The sequence below is a fragment of the Ruegeria halocynthiae genome, assembly GCF_900106805.1.
Lineage (GTDB): Bacteria > Pseudomonadota > Alphaproteobacteria > Rhodobacterales > Rhodobacteraceae > Ruegeria > Ruegeria halocynthiae.
Window position 1 is genome coordinate 119,130 of sequence record NZ_FNNP01000002.1, and the last position, 21,338, is coordinate 140,467.

Sequence of the window (21,338 nt, forward strand, 5' to 3'; positions counted from 1 at the left end):
AATGGTGGACAATTCCCCGGAGAATCGTGACATGAAAGACTCCAACTTCCTCAAGGAAAATAACGCCCGGTATTTCTGGCACCCGATGGCGCACCCGGCGGACAGCCGGAACAATCCGCCTACCATTCTGACGGGTGGTGAAGGGGTCAGCATCATCGATGTGGATGGTCACAAGGCCATCGACGCCGTGGGTGGTCTGTGGAACGTAAACTTGGGCTATTCCTGCGATCCGGTAAAACAGGCCATCACGGATCAGTTGATCACGTTGCCTTATTACTCGACCTTCCGCGGCACCAGCAACGACAAGGCCATCGAACTGTCATATGAACTGGCGCAGTTCTTTGCCCCGGATGGCCTGACGCGCGCTTTCTACACCTCGGGTGGGTCGGATTCCGTTGAGATCGCACTGAAACTGGCGCGTCAGTATCACAAACTGCGCGGCGAAGCAGGCCGCACCAAATTCATCAGCCTGAAGCAGGGGTATCACGGCACCCATTTCGCGGCCGCCTCGGTCAATGGAAACCAGAAGTTCCGTGCAGTTTACGAACCCATGATGCCCGGTTGTTTCCACGTGCCCGCCCCATGGACCTATCGCAACCCGTTCGACGAATCCGATCCTGCGCGTTTGGCACAGCTTTGCGTCAAGGCGCTTGAGGCTGAAATCGCATTTCAAGGCGCCAACACGATCGCCGCCTTCATAATGGAGCCGGTTCTAGGCGCTGGTGGGGTGATTCCGCCGCACAAAAGCTTTATGCCGATGGTGCGCGAGGTTTGTTCAAGACACGGAATTCTGCTGATCTCGGACGAGATCATCACTGCATTTGGCCGTACCGGAAGCGAAAGCGGTGCGCGGCATTGGGGTGTTCAACCCGATATCATGACTACGGCCAAAGCCATCACCAACGGCTATTTCCCGTTTGGCGCCGTGATGATTTCAGGTTCGGTCGCGGAAGTGTTCGAAAGTGATACCTCTGGCAAAGCGTCGATTGATCAGGGCTACACCTATTCCGGCCACCCCGTAGGTGCGGCAGCAGCACTTGCTGCGCTGTCAGAAATCAATCGTTTGAGAATCTGGGAAAATGCAGCTGCCCGTGGGGATGAGCTGTTTGAAGGACTTAGAAAACTGGCGGATAAGCACGACATTATTGGGGATGTGCGTGGTGGAGAGGGCCTGATGTGCGCACTGGAGCTGGTGTCGGATCGGGCAACCAAAGCACCGATTGCCAAACATCTGCCATTGCAGGTGCAAAAAGAGACCTATGAAGATGGTGTGATGGTCCGTGTATCCGGCAACAATATCATCCTGTCACCCCCGCTGATTGTTACATCGGACGATGTAGCAAAGATCCTGTCGGCACTGGACAGCGGGCTGGCTAGTCTTTGAGGGATTTTGAGACCCTGCCTTCCGAGGCGGGGTCAAACTTTGACGGCTTGCAGTTCTTCAAGCAGATCCAGCAGGTTATCCAGCTTTTCCCGACCCATCTGCGCCTCGATACTGTTGGAAATGGATAGAGACGTTGCAAGGTTTTCTTTCAGGATCTGACGGCCCACATCAGTGATCATCACCATAGTGCGCCGCTTGTCCCGATTATCCTGTCGGCGTGTGATCTGCTCATCAGCCTCCATTGTGCGCAGAATGCGTGTAAGGCTGGGCAGCAACAGGCAGGCCTCATTGGCGATGGCACTCTGCTCCACTTCGCCCATTTCATCTAAAACCCGCAGGATGCGCCACTTTTGCTCGGTCAGCTGAATGCCCTGCAGCATATCCCTGACGGGTGCCATGACGGTTTCTCGGGCGCGCAACAACGCAATCGGAAGGGATCTGGATGTGCTTTTGGTGTGGCTTTGTGTGTTCATGCTGCCTTCTATTGTGTCAATTATGGAATTGCAAAGATTAACAAAGCAAGCTCTTGACGGGGGTGACTTTTAATAGTAAACATGTTAACTATAAGGAGAGGAAACATGCCGCATTTTCATGTCGAGTATTCTGGCAATCTTGACGATTGTGTCGACATCGCTGGGCTATGCGAATGCATCCGAAAAACCGCAGCTGGGATCGAGACATTCCCGATGCCGGGCATTCGCGTCCGCGCAACACGTGTTGATCATTATGCGATTGCCGACGGCAATCCTGCGCATGGCTTCGTCGATATCTCGATCCGTCTGCGCGCGGGCCGACCCGACGACGTAAAGAAAGACGCGACACGCCGCATTTTCGAAGCGGTCCGAGCCTACCTGGATCCCGCCATGACACGACATTCCATCGCGCTGTCGCTCGAGATGCGCGACATCGACCCCGACCTTTCCCCTAAAACTGGAACGATCCGAGACCATCTGGAGGCACGATCATGAGTGATCTGAACAAGAACGTAGAAAAGCTTGCTAGCTTCCTCGCCCGCTTCAGGGAAACAGGTATCAAGAACCGGATCGCGGGTGAGGATCGGGATGGGTCGGCTGGTGTGTTCCAATCAATCTCTCCGGTGGATAAATCAGTGATTTGCGAGGTTGCCTATGGCACAGCGGGTGACGTTGATGCGGCAGCACAAGCCGCGCATGATGCCTTTGCTGATTGGCGTGACCTGCCTGCCACTGAACGCCGCCGCATCCTGTTGAATGTTGCGGATGCCATCGAGGCCAGAGCGGAAGAAATTGCCCTCTGTGAGTGCTGGGATACCGGTCAGACTCTGCGGTTTATGTCAAAGGCGGCACTGCGCGGCGCCGAAAACTTCCGTTATTTTGCTGATCAGGTGGTTCAGGCGCGGGATGGCCAGCACCTGAAATCGCCGACGCTGATGAACATCACCACCCGCGTTCCGATCGGCCCCGTTGGGGTGATCACCCCATGGAATACGCCGTTCATGTTGTCGACCTGGAAAATTGCTCCGGCACTGGCCGCTGGCTGCACAGTGGTCCACAAACCAGCGGAGGATTCACCGCTTTCTGCCCGTCTGCTGGTGGAAATTGCCGAAGAGGCAGGTCTGCCCAAAGGAGTGTTGAATACGGTGAACGGCTTTGGTCCGGATGTCGGCAAACGGTTGACCGAACATCCGCTGATCAAAGCCATCGCCTTTGTCGGTGAAAGCCGCACGGGTAGTATCATCACGAAACAGGGCGCCGATACTCTTAAGCGGATGCATCTGGAACTGGGCGGCAAGAACCCGGTCATCGTCTTTGACGATGCCGATCTGGATCGCGCGTTGGATGCAGTCATCTTCATGATCTACTCGATCAACGGTGAACGCTGCACATCTTCGTCACGCCTGCTGGTACAGGATACAATCAAGGCAGAGTTTGAGGCCAAACTGATTGAGAGAGTGAACAACATCAAGGTTGGTCACCCTCTGGATCCCGCGACCGAAATCGGCCCACTGGTGACAGAAGAGCACTACAACAAGGTGAGCTCTTATTTCGACATCGCCAAAGAGGACGGTGCTACCGTCGCCGCCGGAGGCGTGAAGATTGGCGACGAAGGCTACTTCGTGCGTCCCACCTTGTTTACCAATGCCAACAACCAGATGCGCATCGCGCGTGAAGAGATCTTTGGTCCTGTCCTGACTTCGATCCCGTTCTCGACCGAAGAAGAGGCCCTGCAGATCGCCAATGATACACAATACGGTCTTACCGGCTATGTCTGGACCAACGATCTGACCCGTGCCTTGCGATTCACCGACAGGCTTGAGGCCGGTATGATCTGGGTGAACTCGGAAAATGTGCGTCATCTACCCACGCCGTTTGGCGGGGTCAAAGCATCCGGTATCGGCCGCGACGGCGGTGAATGGAGCTTCGAGTTCTACATGGAGCAGAAGCATGTCGGCTTTGCCACCGGCCAGCACAGGATTATGCAGCTAGGCAAGTTGTAAGAACCAGCCCGACTAAAACGCGCGATAAACACCAACTCCAGGAGGAGAAAATGGGAGAAATTGTTCTCGCCGCCAAAATGACCCACGTGCCGACAATGCTCATGTCCGAGCAGGAAGGCCCAGTCAAAGGTAAGCGCCAGCCCGCCATTGACGGTCATAGGGAAATCGCGCGCCGCGCCAGAGAGCTTGGCGCTACTACTGTGATCATCTGCGACACCCACTGGGTGATCAATGCAGGGTTTCACATCAACGCCAATGCAAAATTCGAAGGTCTGTTCACCTCGAACGAATTCCCGCAGTTCATTCAGGATTTGCCTTACTCCTACACGGGCAATCCGGAAATGGGCGACGCGATTGCAAAGATCGCATCGGATAAAGGGGCCTATACACTGTCGCACCACCTTGACAGTCTCGAGTTGGAGTACGGCACATTAGTGCCGATGCGATTTATGAGCCGCGAGCATGACATGAAGGTTGTTTCGGTTGCGGCCTGGGCCACGGTGCACAGTCACGATGAAAGCAGCATCATCGGCGAGGCGATCCGCGAAGCGGTGGAGGCCAGTGACGAGAAAGTGCTGCTGGTTGCATCAGGTTCGCTGTCGCACAAGATCTGGGCGAATAAAGACTATGCCGCCAATAACGGCACCTTCACCATCAGCTCGGAATTCAACCGCCAGATGGACCTGCACGTGCTGGAAATGTGGAAGAACGGCGATCACGCAACGTTCCTGAAAATGCTGGGCGACTATGCCAGTTTCTGCTGCGGGGAAGGCTCGATGCATGACACATCGATGCTGTATGGCGCGCTGGGGTGGGATGCCTATGACAAGAAATGCGAAGTCGTGACCGAGTATTTCCCAAGCTCCGGCACAGGCCAAACCAACGTAATCTTCCCCGTGTAACAGGAGGCTTCCATGCCCGTACCAGCTCCTAACCTGTACCCTGATTTCAACACGATCCGGCTGAGCCACGTTTGCCTGAACGTAAGCGATCTGGCGGCTTCGCGTAAGTTCTACTCAGAAGTTCTGGGCCTGCAGGTCTCGGACGAAAGTGACAGTCATGTCTATCTGCGCGCGATGGAGGAACGTGGGCATCACTGCGTAATCCTGCAGAAATCTGATCAGCCGGGTACCGTGGAAGTCATGGGTTTCAAAACTTTTGACGAAGAGGACCTGGATCGGGCCGAGGCCTATTTTCAATCCAAAGGCCGCCCAACCGCCTGGGTTGACCGCCCATATCAGGGCCGAACTTTGCTGACCTCGGACAATATGGGCATTCCGCTAGAGTTTTATCACAAGATGGACCGATTGGGGCCGATCCATCAAAACTACGCGCTCTATCGTGGTGTAAAACCGTTGCGGATTGATCATTTCAACTGTTTTTCGACCAATGTTGACAACAGCGTTGCCTTCTACAGCGATTTTGGATTTCGTGTCACTGAGTACACAGAAGATGAAGACAGCAAGAAATTGTGGGCCGCCTGGATGCACCGCAAGGGTGGGGTGCATGACATGGCTTTCACCAATGGCAAAGGCCCACGAATGCACCACGTTGCCTTCTGGGTGCCCACCCCGCTGAATATCATTGATCTGCTCGATCTGATGTCCACCACTGGATATGTGGACAACATCGAACGCGGCCCGGGGCGGCACGGTATTTCGAATGCCTTCTTCCTGTATATCCTCGACCCCGATGGCCACCGGATTGAGATCTATTGTTCAGATTATCAGACCGTTGACCCTGATCTGGAACCGATCAAGTGGGATCTGAAGGACCCGCAGCGTCAGACGCTTTGGGGTGCACCGGCACCGCGCAGCTGGTTTGAACACGGTACGTCCTTTGTGGGTGTCGATGTAAACGAACCGGATCTGTCCGCATCCCCGATCATCGCACCGTAAGAAGAATAATATGATCGAACTGAGCGACCTCGGTCTGTTACGTGAGGCTACCCTTGTTGACGCAGGCTGGGTTGCGGCCGATGCCGAGACAGGAATTGCTGCAGCCGACCCGGCAAGCGGAGTGGTTATCGGTCATGTTCCCAATCTGGGCGCGCCCGAGACCACACGAGTCATAGAGACAGGTGGCGACGTACCTTCACCGTGCTCGACAATGATGAACTAGACGCCACGGTCGAGGGAGCGGTGTTGAGAAGTTTCGCACCAATGGACTAGATGATTTCATGGAACTCAAATATCTCTGCATGGGCGGGATTGATGCCGCCGAGGAGGCCTAATGCGCTTTGCAACTTACACCGCCAACGGAAAAACTCATTTTGGTGCGATCACCGATGAGGGCGCGATAGCGTTGAACAACGAATTTCCCGATCACAACAGTCTTTATGAAGTTGTCGCGGCAGGGGCATTCGATCAGTTGGCTGCCGCCGTCGAAGGAAAATCGGTCACACATACGGATTTCACCTATGAAATGGTGATGCCGGATGTACGACGTATCCTCTGCGTTGGCGTGAACTTTCCTGACCGCAACGCGGAATACAAGGATGGAAGTGCTCAACCCAAATACATGTCGCTGTTTCCGCGTTTCGCCAGCGGCTTTACCGGGCACGACTGCCCGCTGATCCGCCCACCAGAGAACCATACGCTGGATTACGAAGGCGAAGTGGCTATCGTGATCGGCAAGGCGGGCCGCCGGATTTCGCAGGATGACGCATATGACCACATCGCGGCCTTGACCCTATGCAACGAAGGCACGATCCGCGATTGGGTCCGCCACGCCAAGTTCAACGTTACTCAGGGCAAGAACTGGGACAACTCCGGCGCCATCGGTCCATGGCTGGTTCCCTTTTGCGACGCCGCCCAACTGGACGACGCTCGCATCCAGACCCATGTGAACGGAGAGTTGCGCCAGGACGATACGCTGAACCGCATGATGTTCCCGATCCGGCGCGAGATCGAATACATTTCGACCTTCATGACCCTGCGGCCCGGCGACATCATCGTCACCGGCACGCCGACCGGTGCGGGTGCGCGGTTTGATCCGCCGAAATACCTGGCGCCCGGTGATGTGGTCGAGGTGTCGGTCGAGGGTATCGGCATCTTGCGCAACTCCATCGAGGACGAATTGCTATGACCCCCGAGGATCACTCGCTTGCTGCTGCTGATTTGTTGAATGCCGAACGCACGCGTAAGCAGATCGGACTGTTGACGCTGCGCCATCCCGAAATGGGGATGGACGACGCCTATGAAGTGCAGAATGCCATCTATCGCGTCAAGCTGGCCGAAGGGCGCAAGGTTATCGGTTGGAAGATCGGCCTGACATCGAAGGCGATGCAGCATGCGTTGAACATCGACATCCCCGACAGCGGCATCCTGTTCGACAATATGGAGTTCGAAACTGGTGCGACCGTTCCCGCCGGACGTTTTATCCAGCCCCGGGTCGAAGCCGAAATTGCGTTTGTCATGAAGGACGCCATCGGAGGCGCCGATGTGACCCGAGCCAAGGTTTTACAGGCAACCGACTATGTTGCTCCGTCGATCGAGATCCTCGACACGCGCATTCAGCGTACCAACCCTGAGACCGGAAAGGCGCGCACCGTGTACGATACGATCAGCGATAACGCCGCCAATGCCGGCATTGTACTGGGCGCTGCGCACCATGCGGTGGATGCCTTCGACCTGCGCTGGGTTGGCGCTCTGACCTTCCGTGACGGCGAAATCGAGGAAACCGGCTTGGGCGCGGGTGTGCTGAACGATCCGGTCGAAAGCGTTGTCTGGCTGGCGCGGCGCATGGCGCAATACGGTCAGAGCATCGAACCCGGCCAGGTCATCCTGTCCGGAAGCTTCATCCGCCCTGTCGAGTGTCCGCCGGGCGCGGAAATCCACGCTGATTTCGGGTCTTTCGGGTCCGTCGATATCAATTTTGCATAAAGGAGCCGCGCTATGCCCGCCCCACAAAACGTGTTCAAGGCCGCGCTGAAAGCCGGAGAGCCTCAGATCGGATGTTGGATCGGTATGGCCGACGCCTATGCCGCAGAAATCGCCGCAACCGCCGGCTTTGACTGGTTGCTGGTCGATGGCGAACACGCGCCCAACGATCTGCGATCGATCCTAGAACAGGTGCGCGTGATCGAAGGTTCGGGCAGCGTGCCGGTTGCGCGTTTGCCAATTGGTGAAACCTGGATGATCAAGCAATACCTGGACGCGGGCGTTCAGAGTATCTTGGTGCCTATGGTCGAAAGCGCCGATCAGGCGCGCGCGCTGGTGCGGGCGGTACAGTATCCCCCGCGTGGCGTACGGGGCGTAGGCTCGTCTCTTGCACGGGCTTCGCAGTTTGCGGCGATCCCAGATTATCTCACAACGGCGGATGAGGAAATCTGTCTGTTAATTCAGGTTGAAAACAACGCAGGCATGGCCGCGCTGGATGAAATACTGACGGTGGAGGGCGTCGACGGAGTTTTCATCGGCCCGGCAGATCTGGCGGCCGATATGGGCCAGCTTGGCAACGCAGGTCATCCGGACGTTGAGCAGGCGGTTACAGACGGCCTGGCCCGAATTGTTGCATCCGGAAAGGCTGCGGGTATCCTTACCCTTGACCCGGCGATGCAACGCAATTGCCTTGATTTAGGCGTGACCTTTCTGGCAACCGAAATCGATGTAACGCTCTTCGCAAAAAGCATGAGAGCGAAAGCTCAGAGCGGGTTCGCCCTATTACCGCAGCAGATAGTAACGGGTCAGGCCGAGACCGGGAACGCCAGTAAATATCTGCAGCAATTGTGCAAACACTGGTCCCACAAGGGACAGGTCGAATTTGATGTCTACGCCGGGACCATTTCATTTGCCAGCGGCAACTCGGTAAAGCTGAAAGCAACTTCCGAAGCCTTGGAAATCGAAGCATCGGTAAGTCCACGCGGCGATCTGGACCGTTGGAAAATCGCAATCACCGACCACCTGAAACGTTTCGCCTTTCGCGAAGAGTTCGAACTGTACTGGAACAACTAACGGCCTACAATTGGAGGCACCCCGCTTTTTCGCAGACTTTATTCTGCCTCACAGACTCCAGCCGTTTGGCACAATGCTGAATGACCTTAATGCAAGATGCACATGGATTTTGCCTGGAAAAGCCAACATTGGCCACAATATGTATCACAACTCCATGAATCCCAATGTAGGTATTCCCAGGATTGTGCGGGCAAACGTCCCAATCCAGACAACAGTTAAAGACGGCACAAGTGTAGGTACGTAATACCATCGCTGAATTAAGTTCAGCGCGGGGTTCTTGCATCGCAAGTGCACGGCGGCAGGATTGAACCAGCGATCTCGACCACGTGATGCTGCCCTGACAGGGTTTACGCATTCACAGAATGATTGTGACCCTCACCCGGGGGATCCTTTATTTATAACAAGAATCTATGAGTCTGGTATTCATGTTCTTGGTTGTTGGTTTGGGCAAGCACGCCAGGCGCGGAGCCCGCACATTGCCCAAGCGTCTGGCGTGCTTCTACGAGCTTTTTCTGTTTGCAAGCATCGAGTGCGGCGTGACGATTGTTATAGTCGTAGTGCCAGAGCGCCAACCGGAATTAATTTTTGAAGCATTCGAAATTTCGTTGGCGATCTTCGAAAAAGGCGCGAGTGTAGTTTTGTACCCCGATGACTACAAACCCTGCTTCTCGAAAATCTCTCTTAGCACAAGTTCGAAAAACTTGCTCAGATAGTGGCTCTGAGATGAAAGAATCCTATATACCGATCTTGCGAAGTCGATATGCCAATCGACGATATAGAACTGGTGGCAACAGGTCTTTCAAAATTGCGTGCCGCGCTTCAATTTTGTCATGCTGGTCAGCTGTACCAGGGCGCGGCTTGAATAACGTGCTGTGCGACTTTCGGGTCTCATCCCACGTCGCTGTGTAATAGTAGAGCGCGATGGACATTCGTGGTTCACCGGTGGGGCTGTTAACTGTTTCCGGGTTGCCGTGCCAGCTTTCTGAAGACGTATTGAAACAAGCCATTCGGTTGAACAGCGGGACAAAGCTTTTGACCTTTCTGCTCATGTCTTTTTCCCAGACTTCGAACGATCCGCCCCAGTCCTGCTGCCAATCCTTGTTGAGATAGATGAGAATATTAAGCCGACGCTCCAAGTTCATCTTACCATGATGATTAAAATCAGCATGAATATCCAAATGACCGCCATTGGCGACGACATGAACGCCTGCTCCCATAAAATAGGGATCCGGGATAAGACCATCAATTCCCGTAAGTTCTTCAAGAAAAGCAAGAAACGGGCGCGAGTTCAACGCATAAAATAACTGCCGGGTATAGGGAGGCAGCCGCTCTGGTATGTAGCTTGTTTTCAACTTTTCCTGAACGCGATCGAAACTCGATTCCGCCTCGGGCAAAGATTCCAATTCTTCTTTTACACGTTCCAGAATTTCGGGGGGCAGGAAATCGTCATAAGAACCATGCGGGTAGGGTTGTTCATTTTGATAGGTTTCTGCGAAGGGTTCTGCTGCTTTTCTTGCTTCAGCAGAGGAAATTAGCAGAGTCTCGGGATTGAGAGGATAAACAACTTTGTTCATGATCTTAGATGCCTTCTTAAACATTGTGCATGGCTTAAACAGTTCAGCCAACCGGTAAGCTTCCAAGGGTTACCATGCATACTAATACTATCTCATCACGGTATAAATCTCGGTAGTTGCGGCAAAATGCTGCGTGTTGCTTCATTCAGCCTGTTCTCCGCTTGAATCATACCTTCATCATCATTGCTGGAAATGGGGGTAATCAAACGCACGATTGCGCTGTCATTCCGGCCGTATCGTACTTTGCCAGCCAATAGTAGAAGTTTAGCTTTTAGCCCTGAACTTGTGCGTTGGCTTTGTTGTTCAAACCAAAAATAGACAAGCATCCTGGTCGTACCCTTTTGGATAATGGCCCGGTTCAAGCTAAATGCCATTTCTGGCGAAACGGGTGCGTCAATCTTATTCAGTTGCGCAATTTCCCAACCTGCACCGGGCAAACATACCTCGGGAGAGTGAACGCCACCATCATTCTGATCCCTGTACCAAGCCATAAAGAGATCAACCGGAGCTTGATCGCCAAACTGCCGGATTTCTGCCGAGTAATAATCATCCGCGCCCAATACTTGCTCGATGACGGGATCAAGCGCACGTTGGTGGCCAGCTTGCCAGCCATCTATGTCAGATGGGAACAGAGCGAAAGGATCGCGTGAGATGGTATGTGTTTCGAGTTTAGGAATTGTAGGCCATAAAATTGTGAGACTCACGGCCAAGAGAGAGCAAAAGACCAACGCCGCCGATGGTGCAAGATATTGCAATCGCATGGCCTGAGCGCCAACACCGCTCGTTTCCAGATCCAGCGCATCCGTTAAACTTATTTTGTCACGGCGTAGCAAAACCAGTGTCCAAGCCAGCAAAAATAGAATGAATATGCAGGCGGCAAATATTACCCATCCTTCAAAGAAATGCGAGAAACCTTCAACATATTCAATGCCATAGTTGTTGACAATTACCCCAGCGATCGCAATTCGCACTGAGTTCATCAAAATCGTGATCGGCGCCGCAGCAATCAACAAGACCGCTTTGTGCCAAACTGGACCTTGGTACAAGACTGCGAAGATGTAAGAGAAACTGAGGATCGGGAACAGATATCGTAAACCCGAACACGCCTCTGCCACGTGCAGCTTGTAGACCCCAAGATCAATAATGTTGCCATCCAGAAAAACAGGAACATTCATCATTTGGAGGAAAAATACCCCCAATTCGGATGATACGCCCTGAAGGTATGTGGAAACTCCATAGTAGAGGCCGATTGGCAAGGGCAGCATATAGATCAAATGAAAAACGGGCGGCCAGAATTGCCGCCCCTGCTGCCAACCAAAACTAAGCAGAACAACCGCCCCGACCCAAAGTATCATGGCATAGGCGACGATGTCACCGATCTGCACAAGCTTTCCGATCAAGGCCAATGCAAAAGCAAAAACCAGTAATGCAACACCGGGTCTTCGGTCACACACAGATTGTGTATCGATCGGAACGGTCTTCAACTGACGTAGAAACAGAAACAACGACAGTACGGGAATAAGGGGGCCATGGCTATATTCTGGCAAGCGCCAGGCTGACAGAAGTTCGGAAAACCCATCTTCGAAGAAAAGAAATGATGCTAGTGTGATCACCAGCAACCAAAACATACCCCAAGTTGATAGTGCGGAAGCAGCACCCAACGTGGTTTGCGGACTCGATAATTTGTCCAACGACTTGATACCTCTGCCCATTAAAAAGGCGACACTATACACAACTGACGGTATATCATAGCTCAGCCACCGACAATAATCCACTCAACAATTTAACGTATGATCGCAGGTGTTTGAACGCCTGTCATACATCGTTCGAATATGTAGCGCGCGAATATGAGAACCTGGGAATTTATGCCTCCCGAATTTCAGGGTTTGCTACGCAATGGGCGAGGTCATCCAGCTAAACTTGACCGGAACTTGATTGATGGTAGCTTCTGACCGGGAGAGAGAACAACTGTTGGTGGGGGTTTTTAACCAACTGGGCCGGCTTTCGTATTGCCGCATTTGTAACATTAATCTTTGCAGGAGAATATTAACATGAGGTTTCCGGGCAGAAGAACAATTGGTGCGTACTCGATGAAAGCGCAGGCGTTTCTTTATCATGCTATGAAAATGTCGCGCGTGACGGAAGAAATGCGCCGTGTAAATTTGGCTGAGGCAATGGGGTTTGATGGACAGTGGGATGATCATCGTGAATTCCAAATGGCTTTCTTGCAAGAAAACGGATTGAATGAACAAACTCGCTTTCTCGAGATTGGCAGTGGCCCACTCACGCTAGGGATCCCTCTGATACAGTTACTAGATGCCGGAAATTACACGGGTGTTGACATCAGAGAGAACGTGTCGAATTTGGCTTATAATGAAATAGCACGCGCGGGTCTCGCACGGAAAAATCCCAGGTTAATTGTCTCTGACAATTTTGGTGCTTCTTCCTTGGGTGACGAAACCTTTGATGTAATATGGTCATTTTCGGTACTTTTTCATCTAAGCGATGATCTTGTTAACGCGCTGTTTTCCAATGTTAAAAAACGACTCTCGCCGAAGGGTCGTTATTGGGCAAACTACAATAACATATCAGAAGAGAGCCAGTGGCTAGAGTTCCCATTTGTGAACCGCACAGGCGATTTTTATGAGCGAATAGCAAAGAATAATGGCCTATCCTATAATGAGCTTGGCGCGATCCAACAGCTCGGCTTCAACGGGCGGGGGCAAGAAAAAAACAACGTAATGTTCGAGCTGGCACATGCCTGAACATTTTTTTCAACAAACTCTGCTCAATTCAGGAAGTTTGGTTTGGTTGTGTTACGAAGTTTCTTGCTGACCGATGAGATCACACTGAAATGGACAGAGGCCGGGCGTGAATTGCCGCGAGCGGATCAAGTGCGCAACCTTGATCATCCCGATTAACTGCGCCTCGATGAAGGGGTTCTTGCGCATTCGTCTGCTTCTTCGAGCTCGACATCACAACGATGGCGGCTTCGGGGCAGGTCAGGTCGCCTGATAAAACAATGAGTTTGCGTGTCAGAATTGGTGATCTGCCCTACTTTTGCGCCAGTTTCTTTGTAGAGTTGTGATCAATCCCATAGAGTGGAGACTTGAGGCCCTGGAATGAATTTTGTATCAAATTGCTGTGGAAAACCTGTCTGCTCGGTTTTGTCGACCACTGTCAGTAAGTATCTATGTTGTGTATTATCAAAGGTTTGCCCGTTGTGTTGATGCATCGATTTGATTGTTCGTATTTTATTCAAAAAACATACTATGCGTCGCAAGGCTTCGCGAATAAGTGGATAGGTGGAATTGTTTCTGACCATTTGGCGAAGCGAGAGTTGGCGTGAGTGCGCGTGCAGACACCGGCATTGTTGTAATTGGAAGAAATGAAGGCGACCGCCTGGTCAATTGTCTGAAATCGTTGACGAGCGAAGTTGAGCTGGTGGTTTATGTAGACAGTGGTTCAACCGACTCTTCTGTCGATCACGCTGAAGAACTGGGTGTAAAATGTGTTTGTTTGGGTGATGACCTACCATTCACTGCGGCGCGTGCGCGCAATGCAGGGTTTGAGTTTATTCTGAGTCAGCCAAATTCACCAAAGTTTGTCCAGTTTGTTGATGGCGATTGCCTACTAGAGAGCGGTTACATTGAAAAAGCCACAGCGACCCTTTCCGATGAGCCGGAGCTTGCGCTTGTTACGGGCTGGCGCGCTGAAATCAACCCAAAGGCTAGCATTTTTAACGAAATGTGCGACTACGAATGGCATCGACCTTCAGGCGACATAATGGCGTGTGGTGGTGATATGATGGTGCGTTCTTCGGCATTTGAAGAGGTGAGTGGCTTTAACCCTGCAGTTATTGCAGCGGAAGACGACGAATTTTGTGTGAGACTTCGCAAAGCTGGTTGGCGTCTGCGCCGCCTGCCAATTGCAATGACACTTCATGACGCCAACATGTTTGAGTTCAATCAATGGTGGAGCCGGGCAACCCGAACTGGACATGGATTTGAGCAAGTAAATAATATACACCCAGACTACTTTGTGCGGGAACGTAGAAGAACTTGGATCTATGGGGCTGTTTTACCCGCCTTGGGGATATTGGGTATTTTGATTTTTCTGCCTTTGTTCTTCTTGGTGGTTTTGATCTATGGTTATTCGTTTTTTCGAACAATGCGAGGGCTGACGATTTCAGGAGTGCCCAAAAGCCGTGCCATGCGCTATGCCTTTTTCTTTCTGTTGTCGAAATTCCCAAACCTCATTGGCGCTCTGACCTACAGGTGGCGCAAGCTTAAGGGCTCTGACATGTTGATTATTGAGTACAAGTGAATTTGCTGAGATGAAAAAACCAATTCGTGTCGGAATTATTGGGGCAGGCTATATCGCAAATTGGCACGCAGATGCGATATCTGCGACCGATAACGTTGAGCTTGCATGTGTGGTCGACGCTAACTCAAGCGCTGCAAAACTGTTTGGGTCTGCTCGAGGGATTGAATCATTTTCTTCGGTCGACAAGATGCTTGCCGATAATGCTGTTGATGCTGTCCATGTTTTAACACCGCCAAGTGTTCATCGAAAGGTTGCACTAGACTGCATCGCCGCCGGCGTGCCCGTGCTGATTGAGAAGCCCGTAGCTCTCACTTCTGCCGATGTCGAAGCTATCGACTCCGAAGCGACGAAACGCGGAGTACTGTGGGCGGCAGGGCACAATTTTCTTGCGCTGCCATCTTACGTGCGACTCAAGCAGAAACAGAAATCCGGATGTCTGGGGCGCATCTCATCTGCTGAGATCAACTGGGCTTTTCCTTTAGGAGCGCTTCGTTCTGGCCCATACAGCATCTGGCTTATGCGTGAAACGCGAAATCTGTTGCTGGAACTTGGGCCTCATCTGTTTGCTTTCGCAGTCGATCTGTTTGGGCCCCTCGAAATCCTCCATTTGCAAACCACAAACGAAATCGATTTACCCGGAGGTTTTAGCAGACCACAGATTTGGCGCATTCTGGCGCGCGCGGGTGGGGTCGACCTAACCATTAACCTGTCTCTTGTCGAAACCCACGATGACCGCTCGGTGGTTTTGCGTGGATCTTCGGCCGTGGCACGTCTTGACTATGCAAATGATACATTGGTTCTGGCCGAGGCCAACACTTCTGGTCTTGTGCTCAATCCTCTTCGCAATGCGACCGCACAAGGCATCAGCCTTTTGGGGCAAGGTTTAACAAACAGCGCAAGGCAACTTATTTCTCTCAATCAAAAGTCACCCTATGGCCTGAGCTTTCGCGGTATGTGCGCCGAGTTTTACCGTGCAATTGCCGAAAATCGTAAGGTTGATGCCCGGTTTTCGGGCTCTAACGCCCATGCGGTCATGAGTGCTATCGAGAAGACTCTGGCGTTCTTACCCGAAGACCCCAAACCTGCCAAACCGCGAAGTAAGCCAAACCCAACGGCACTTGTCATCGGAGGGACGGGGTTCATTGGGCGTGTGCTTACCAGAAAGCTGGTTGAAAAGGGTGTGGATGTGCGGGTCCTGTCGAGAGGCGAAACGCACTCTTTCGATGACATATCCAATAAGGTCGAGACCCGAAGTGTGTCGCTGCATGATGAAGCCGAAATCGTTGCGTCTATGGAAGGGATCACCACCGTATATCACCTCGGTAAATCTGAGGATCAAACTTGGGAGGCGGCGCTGAGAAACGATGTTGCTGTGACTGAGCGCATCGCCGAGGCAGCCTTGAACGCAAATGTGCGAAGATTTGTATATACCGGCACAATCGCTTCCTATGACATGTCCAATTCCGAAACAAACATCACCGAAAACACCGGTTTCGAAAGTAACATGCAAAACCGCAATATCTACGCTCGGTCCAAAGCAGAATGCGAGTCTCGCCTCATGGCGTTGTGTGAGCAAAAGGGTTTGGCGGTGAGTATCGCGCGCCCAGGCATTGTTGTGGGCTGTGGGGGGCCATTGCAACACTGGGGGATCGGCAGGTGGCATGGACCGGGGGCCATTAAGCTCTGGGGAAATGGGCGAAACACACTGCCGTTCGTTCTGGTCGATGATGTGGTCGAGGGGCTAATCCTGATGGCAGAAAAGGATGAGGCCATCGGCGAGAGTTTCAATCTCATCGGAGAACCGATGCTTTCAGCGCGTGACTATTTTGATGAAATTCACAGAGTCCTTGGCCCGCGCATTAAGGTGTCATCAGGGCCGCTGTGGTCATACTACGCATCAGATGTCGTAAAGTTTTTTCTAAAACACAAAGTGTTAGGCCGTCGTGGTTTGTCAAAACCAAATTTGCGCGATTGGAAGAGTCGCGCGCATCTATCCCAGTTTGACAACACGAAACCCAAATCGGTTCTTGGCTGGTCGCCGGAAGCTGATGTCGAGAAATTTGTGAGCTTGGCGATCAACAATACCAGTATGTTTGGCTTCTAATATCCAAGCCTTGGGCCGCTGTTCGATTTCTTGCCTGCCCCGCATGAGTGCGAAACGTCGGGTCATGAACTTTTTCCCGATGTGACGAGTAACAGAAGTCCTTAAGCCTCACGTAGCGGGAAGATGATCGGGTTATACAATGCCGGTCAATGCCACTTTGTTTGACCGACGAACTCGCGCGGCTGAACGCAGCAACAGGGTCCCTCATGTGCTGGCGCTGATCTATGCCTGAGTTTCTCGGCCTCACAGAGAGCTGGTGATGTGATTTGATACCTATACGTGACCAGATTGTTTACTGTATTCGCCTCGGACTCCCCAAATACAGTTGCTCTAGGAAAGGGCTAAGAGCTTTGTGGCGGGAAGTGATTGATAAGTCAGCGTCCGCGCGTCCACTCAGAAGTGCTCCAGCGTAAACGCGCAAGTAGGTTGATGCCGGAATAAATTATGAAATTCTTTGGATTGGCAAAAAGTAACCTTGCCAGACCCCGCAACCCCAAGGAATTTTTAACCTCGTTTCGAACAAGTTCAGGATAGTGCTTATACACTTCGGCGACCCCCGTATCCTGGCGGCGACGAACACGCACAAGGTTTCGAAATCCTTCAACCATCGGCCAATGATATAGTGCCGGAACTTCAATACGCTCTTCAGGCGCAAAGTGCAGTCGAACAAATGTGTCGTCAGAAATAATGTCTGGGAACGAGCCCCATCTTTCCCGCCCTGGGCGGTTCACCGAAAAAAGGCCTGCCCCCACAGCACCGCCGGTCACAAACGGTAATCTGACCCACATACCGGCATATGCGCGTGTGACCCAGGTCTGGGCGGACATCACGGCAAGTGTGCCCGTGGCATAAACTGGTTCTGGCGTAGTCAATGCACGCGCCAATTGCCCCAATAACGCCGGATCACAATGAACATCAGCGTCCAGATAAACCAATCCTGCCCCCCGCGCTTGGCCTTCAGCCGCATTGAGGGACCTAAGCTTACCACCTATTTGTAAGTCCAGCACAATCAAATCCCAACCACGCGCGGCAAACTCTGGCTCAAAACTTTTGGCAATTGCAACGGTCCGGTCGGTGCAGGCATTTGCAGCCACAATCACTTCAACCTGATCGACGGACTGATCCTGCGCCAGAAGTGAGAAAAGGCAACTTGCTATATAGTTTTCTTCGTTTCGAGCTGCGATAATAACACTGAGTGAACAATCGGAAGCCTTGTTATCGGTGACAAACACTGAGTTTTCCATGTTGGTTAACCTTGCAGGCACAGTCAGCTAAATATCATATAAATGTGCGTCAGCCTCAATCGCCCAAAATCTCAAGTAAATATAGACCGAACTCATAGGCAAATCCCATTTCCTCCGTGCAGGCATGGCGAAACTAGGAGCCAAAACAAAGTAACTGTAATGCGCAACTCCTAGCAAAACTGATGGCCTCTTGAAACTTCAGGCCCAAACCTAATTCCGTACTATATTGATCTGTGTTTCTTGTTCCAATGACCGTAAGTTTTTGGTTTGATTGTGACAACTCTACCCGTGTTATAGGAATAGTCGATTGAGAGGGCCAGATGAGCAATCAGTACTTTCACCGCAGAGACATATTGAAGACTGTCCTGAGCGCACCCGCGCTCATCCTCACAACGTCAGTTTCAAGGGCCAGTTCAGCTCCGACCAAACGTGACCCATTACCTGTATTTTCTCGACAGATTCATTCAGGGCACAGCCTGACCGACGCAGCTATCTGGATGGGAGAGGGATGGCCCGACAAGCATTATGCTAAACTTCTCAAAACTCTCGGGCGCGGCAAACCGAACATCGCCCGCTCGACGGTTCCCGGCTCGACCATGCTTTATCGTCAAGAGAACGAGCCCGAAGGCGGTTGGAATGATATTGCGGATTATGAAGCAATTATCATTACAGAACGAAACGATACCTATCCGTTTTCCGTATATGAAGATAAGTATAAATGGATTAATGAAATCAGAGCGGAACGTCGGCAAACCATGACGGATTGGTTCAAACGGTCCCAAAAGATCGGGAATAATGGCCAAGGAAGTGAATTCTTTTACTACACGCCTTGGCCAGGGCACTCGAACTATACCCGTCCCGACGAAAAGCACGTGTACATCCCAAAGAACTGGCGCGATCGTCTGTTACATGACGAAGTCGAACATCTGGATGTTGCGTCTGCAGCTGAAAGAAATGTCGGATCCGATGGCAAAATATGGATCGTACCCGGCAATGCGATGATGATGCGAATCTATGATGATGCCGAAGCAGGTAAAGTTCCGGGCATAGCGGATGGTGAAGCGTTTTTGACCAGTCCAGACTGGTGGGGGGATGATGTGCACCCAACTGGGTTTGGCAGTTTAGCGCTTGCGTATCTGCACATGTACGTCGTGCACCATGTCGATCCTCGTGGCAAAGTTTATGCCCGAATTGACCTGGACCCGGCGCCAAATTCGGAGCAGGCGACTTATATCCAGGAAATGATCTACGATCTGATCCAGAACTATCCTCGCGCCGGTGTCGTGTAAGTCAGGGTGACTGCAATAGTTGCGCACAGACTTATCATTGCAGCCTCCACCTCATTTTCCGATCTAAGCTTGGGTCTTTTGGGGAAATATCATCGGCAATGGTCAGCCTCCCGAGCTTGGGTCGCAATTATTTGACTTGCGGCCATTCCACTTCAGTGACTTCTCCAATCTTCGTCTGGACACGCCTATTACTTTCTCTAAACTTAACTTTTCCCAAATCTGCAATAAACGCTCTGTGGAGCGCGCGTCGAAAACTTACGTTGTAGTAACAGGTCTACATCACTGGTGCAGTGGGCTAGGGCAGCGTAGGCACTCAGTTATTTGCTCGTTCTTTGATCAAAGTTAAAGAATGTGAATTGAGACCAAAAAACTCATCATGAGAGAGGTTGGATTTGAGGCGGATAAACACCTGGATCAAATAGGAAAAATATATACTCAATAAGGTACGAATGTATATTATGATATAATATACCTCCGGCCCAGCCATTAGCTACCTTTATTAACTTTTTCTATAACTAAATAGCTGTAGATTTTACGGAGGATTCTAACAACAAAGAAAGAACATGTTCTATCGTAGTCAATAATTCTATCTCTCGCCGGAACTTGGGAGGCCTTTTTTATGATCTGGCCATCCGTTAGCGAATCCAGGTTCTTTTGCAAGAGTAGCCCGTAGCTGCAAATATCATTCAAAAAATCCTCAGGCTCATCTCGAAAATCTTCGTAAAATAAGTATTTGATATCAACACCAAGAAAGGTCAATCGAAGCGCAAACAACCGAAATCGAATAGCAACTGCGATTCTGCGAAACATTATTCCCAAAATTGAAGCAAGAGAAACGCGATGCATTGTTGTTTCTAAGTTTTTTCGGTAACTCGCTTGCTCTTGCTCTGACATATTTGCGTAGTCAAATTGCGCGTGGCCGTGGCCAGCAGCACCTTTCTTTGCGGTTTTGCTGATTGCCAAACTGGCAACGAGTTCCAAAAAATCACGGCGCGCCAAGATAAAGACTTGCACGTTGTTTTTCTTAAATATTTTGGCTATATCTTTTATGGGCCCATGAGGTCGCCATTTAAATCCGATGGACTCAACCGGCTGCCCGCGTTTATTTGATGAAATATAGTTTTGAAAACCCCAATCGTCACCGAGATCAAACGTATTAGAGGAAAAAATCTTATCCATAGTATTTAATAAGTTAAAATCTGGATTACTCTTGTAGAACTTATTAATCCAGAATCTATCAAGCTCTTCCAGTATGGGAACTGAAATGTCTTTATGCCGACTAAGTGCATCTACAATCGCGGTGCTGCCTTCCCGCGCATGGAAAAGAATGATGAAGTTTCTTGACATATTCGCTGCACTCAAACTCATAAGAAGGTAATACTTTTGCGACAATATTAATCATGCCTGGCGATTTGGTTCAACCTATAGGAACCAAACCTGACACTAAGCGATTAATGCGGATAGACATGACTGAACAGTGGGTTCGCGCAACCGTTGCGTCGTTTACCTGGCTGAATGATCCAAAGCTGTACAGCAGTTTTTGAGAATAGGCCGTCAGATGCGATAATTTTTCAAGCACCACCATTTGCAGTCAATTTGACCGTGATCCGCGTCGACTTCCCATACTTTAGATTTATTGAAGCAGTAATCTTCAACCACCCGTCTTCGCTGTTTGTGAGGGTCATGGAGTTTTCGATGAACTGCATTCATTGGGTCTATTGGGCTACCGTAGACTGATCGGTGCCGGAAAACCTCGCTCTAATGCACCAGATGTAGGCCATGCATTAAAAATCACTATCGACCACACAGGCGAAGCTGATGCGAATTGATCCCTGCTGATCACCATTGCCGTTGACACATAGAACTACACTCAAGGTTGGAAGCGGGCCCATTTTGTCAATAAAGCCCCACAAAACCCGTGGCGATTTTAGAGCAGGTATGACAAGGTTTTTGGACCATGGAGCAAATTGGATAGACGAAAAATAT

General features: G+C 51.2%; 18 protein-coding genes. 13 read left to right on the forward strand and 5 right to left on the reverse strand.

Going from position 1 to position 21,338, the window contains the following annotated elements; genetic code table 11:
- Positions 1 to 31: 31 nt before the first annotated feature.
- Positions 32 to 1,384 carry an aminotransferase class III-fold pyridoxal phosphate-dependent enzyme gene (locus tag BLU89_RS09765; RefSeq protein WP_074736652.1) on the forward strand — a complete coding sequence of 451 codons (1,353 nt, stop codon included), beginning with the start codon at positions 32 to 34 and terminating at the stop codon, positions 1,382 to 1,384.
- A 32-nt stretch (positions 1,385 to 1,416) separates the two neighbouring features.
- Here BLU89_RS09765 and hpaR read toward each other — a convergent pair whose 3' ends face one another.
- Positions 1,417 to 1,857, reverse strand: coding sequence for a homoprotocatechuate degradation operon regulator HpaR (gene hpaR / locus BLU89_RS09770; RefSeq protein ID WP_074736653.1), 441 nt, complete (start codon positions 1,855 to 1,857; stop codon positions 1,417 to 1,419).
- A 105-nt stretch (positions 1,858 to 1,962) separates the two neighbouring features.
- Here hpaR and BLU89_RS09775 point away from each other — a divergent pair, with 105 nt between their 5' ends.
- The 8 genes from BLU89_RS09775 to BLU89_RS09810 all read left to right on the forward strand — a co-directional run bounded on the left by BLU89_RS09775 (position 1,963) and on the right by BLU89_RS09810 (position 8,815).
- A complete protein-coding gene (locus tag BLU89_RS09775; RefSeq protein WP_074736654.1) occupies positions 1,963 to 2,352 on the forward strand; it encodes a 5-carboxymethyl-2-hydroxymuconate Delta-isomerase in 390 nt (129 codons plus the stop codon).
- Positions 2,349 to 3,860: a 5-carboxymethyl-2-hydroxymuconate semialdehyde dehydrogenase gene (hpaE, locus tag BLU89_RS09780; RefSeq protein WP_074736655.1), complete on the forward strand. Its 1,512-nt coding sequence runs from the start codon at positions 2,349 to 2,351 to the stop codon at positions 3,858 to 3,860. Before BLU89_RS09775 ends, hpaE begins: the two co-directional genes overlap by 4 nt.
- A gap of 50 nt (positions 3,861 to 3,910) precedes the next feature.
- Complete coding sequence (gene hpaD, locus BLU89_RS09785; RefSeq protein WP_074736656.1) at positions 3,911 to 4,762, forward strand: 3,4-dihydroxyphenylacetate 2,3-dioxygenase; 852 nt, start codon at positions 3,911 to 3,913, stop codon at positions 4,760 to 4,762.
- Between the two features lie 12 nt (positions 4,763 to 4,774).
- Positions 4,775 to 5,758, forward strand: coding sequence for a 3,4-dihydroxyphenylacetate 2,3-dioxygenase (hpaD, locus tag BLU89_RS09790; RefSeq protein ID WP_074736657.1), 984 nt, complete (start codon positions 4,775 to 4,777; stop codon positions 5,756 to 5,758).
- 10 nt (positions 5,759 to 5,768) lie between these two features.
- Positions 5,769 to 5,981 carry a hypothetical protein gene (locus BLU89_RS09795; protein ID WP_074736658.1) on the forward strand — a complete coding sequence of 71 codons (213 nt, stop codon included), beginning with the start codon at positions 5,769 to 5,771 and terminating at the stop codon, positions 5,979 to 5,981.
- 111 nt (positions 5,982 to 6,092) lie between these two features.
- Entirely contained in the window at positions 6,093 to 6,947 is an 855-nt protein-coding gene (locus tag BLU89_RS09800) for a fumarylacetoacetate hydrolase family protein (protein WP_074736659.1), read from the forward strand.
- Positions 6,944 to 7,744, forward strand: coding sequence for a 2-oxo-hept-4-ene-1,7-dioate hydratase (hpaH, locus tag BLU89_RS09805; RefSeq protein ID WP_074736660.1), 801 nt, complete (start codon positions 6,944 to 6,946; stop codon positions 7,742 to 7,744). The genes BLU89_RS09800 and hpaH overlap by 4 nt, the downstream gene beginning before the upstream one ends.
- 12 nt (positions 7,745 to 7,756) lie before the next feature.
- The gene (locus BLU89_RS09810) at positions 7,757 to 8,815 is read left to right on the forward strand and encodes an aldolase/citrate lyase family protein (protein ID WP_074736661.1); all 1,059 of its coding nucleotides are present in this window, start codon (positions 7,757 to 7,759) and stop codon (positions 8,813 to 8,815) included.
- 734 nt (positions 8,816 to 9,549) lie between these two features.
- On the opposite strand, the gene BLU89_RS09820 is transcribed toward BLU89_RS09810, so the two are convergent.
- Positions 9,550 to 10,389, reverse strand: coding sequence for a 2OG-Fe(II) oxygenase (locus BLU89_RS09820; protein WP_074736805.1), 840 nt, complete (start codon positions 10,387 to 10,389; stop codon positions 9,550 to 9,552).
- 95 nt (positions 10,390 to 10,484) lie between these two features.
- On the reverse strand, positions 10,485 to 12,080 hold the full coding sequence (xrtD, locus tag BLU89_RS09825; RefSeq protein WP_074736806.1) for a VPLPA-CTERM-specific exosortase XrtD: 1,596 nt from the start codon (positions 12,078 to 12,080) through the stop codon (positions 10,485 to 10,487).
- 360 nt (positions 12,081 to 12,440) lie between these two features.
- Here xrtD and BLU89_RS09830 point away from each other — a divergent pair, with 360 nt between their 5' ends.
- From BLU89_RS09830 to BLU89_RS09840, 3 genes are all read left to right on the forward strand, one after another.
- Positions 12,441 to 13,154 carry a class I SAM-dependent methyltransferase gene (locus BLU89_RS09830; RefSeq protein WP_074736663.1) on the forward strand — a complete coding sequence of 238 codons (714 nt, stop codon included), beginning with the start codon at positions 12,441 to 12,443 and terminating at the stop codon, positions 13,152 to 13,154.
- Positions 13,155 to 13,734: 580 nt separating this feature from the next.
- Complete coding sequence (locus BLU89_RS09835; RefSeq protein WP_074736664.1) at positions 13,735 to 14,715, forward strand: glycosyltransferase family 2 protein; 981 nt, start codon at positions 13,735 to 13,737, stop codon at positions 14,713 to 14,715.
- 10 nt (positions 14,716 to 14,725) lie between these two features.
- Entirely contained in the window at positions 14,726 to 16,819 is a 2,094-nt protein-coding gene (locus tag BLU89_RS09840; RefSeq protein WP_074736665.1) for an NAD-dependent epimerase/dehydratase family protein, read from the forward strand.
- Between the two features lie 374 nt (positions 16,820 to 17,193).
- On the opposite strand, the gene BLU89_RS09845 is transcribed toward BLU89_RS09840, so the two are convergent.
- On the reverse strand, positions 17,194 to 18,063 hold the full coding sequence (locus tag BLU89_RS09845; protein ID WP_074736666.1) for a glycosyltransferase family 2 protein: 870 nt from the start codon (positions 18,061 to 18,063) through the stop codon (positions 17,194 to 17,196).
- 320 nt (positions 18,064 to 18,383) lie between these two features.
- On the opposite strand from BLU89_RS09845, the gene BLU89_RS09850 reads away from it, so the two are divergent.
- Complete coding sequence (locus BLU89_RS09850; protein ID WP_143030553.1) at positions 18,384 to 19,352, forward strand: hypothetical protein; 969 nt, start codon at positions 18,384 to 18,386, stop codon at positions 19,350 to 19,352.
- 486 nt (positions 19,353 to 19,838) lie between these two features.
- Here the strand turns inward: BLU89_RS09850 and BLU89_RS09855 are convergent, their stop codons facing one another.
- Positions 19,839 to 20,720: a hypothetical protein gene (locus tag BLU89_RS09855; protein ID WP_074736668.1), complete on the reverse strand. Its 882-nt coding sequence runs from the start codon at positions 20,718 to 20,720 to the stop codon at positions 19,839 to 19,841.
- Between the last annotated feature and the right edge of the window lie 618 nt (positions 20,721 to 21,338).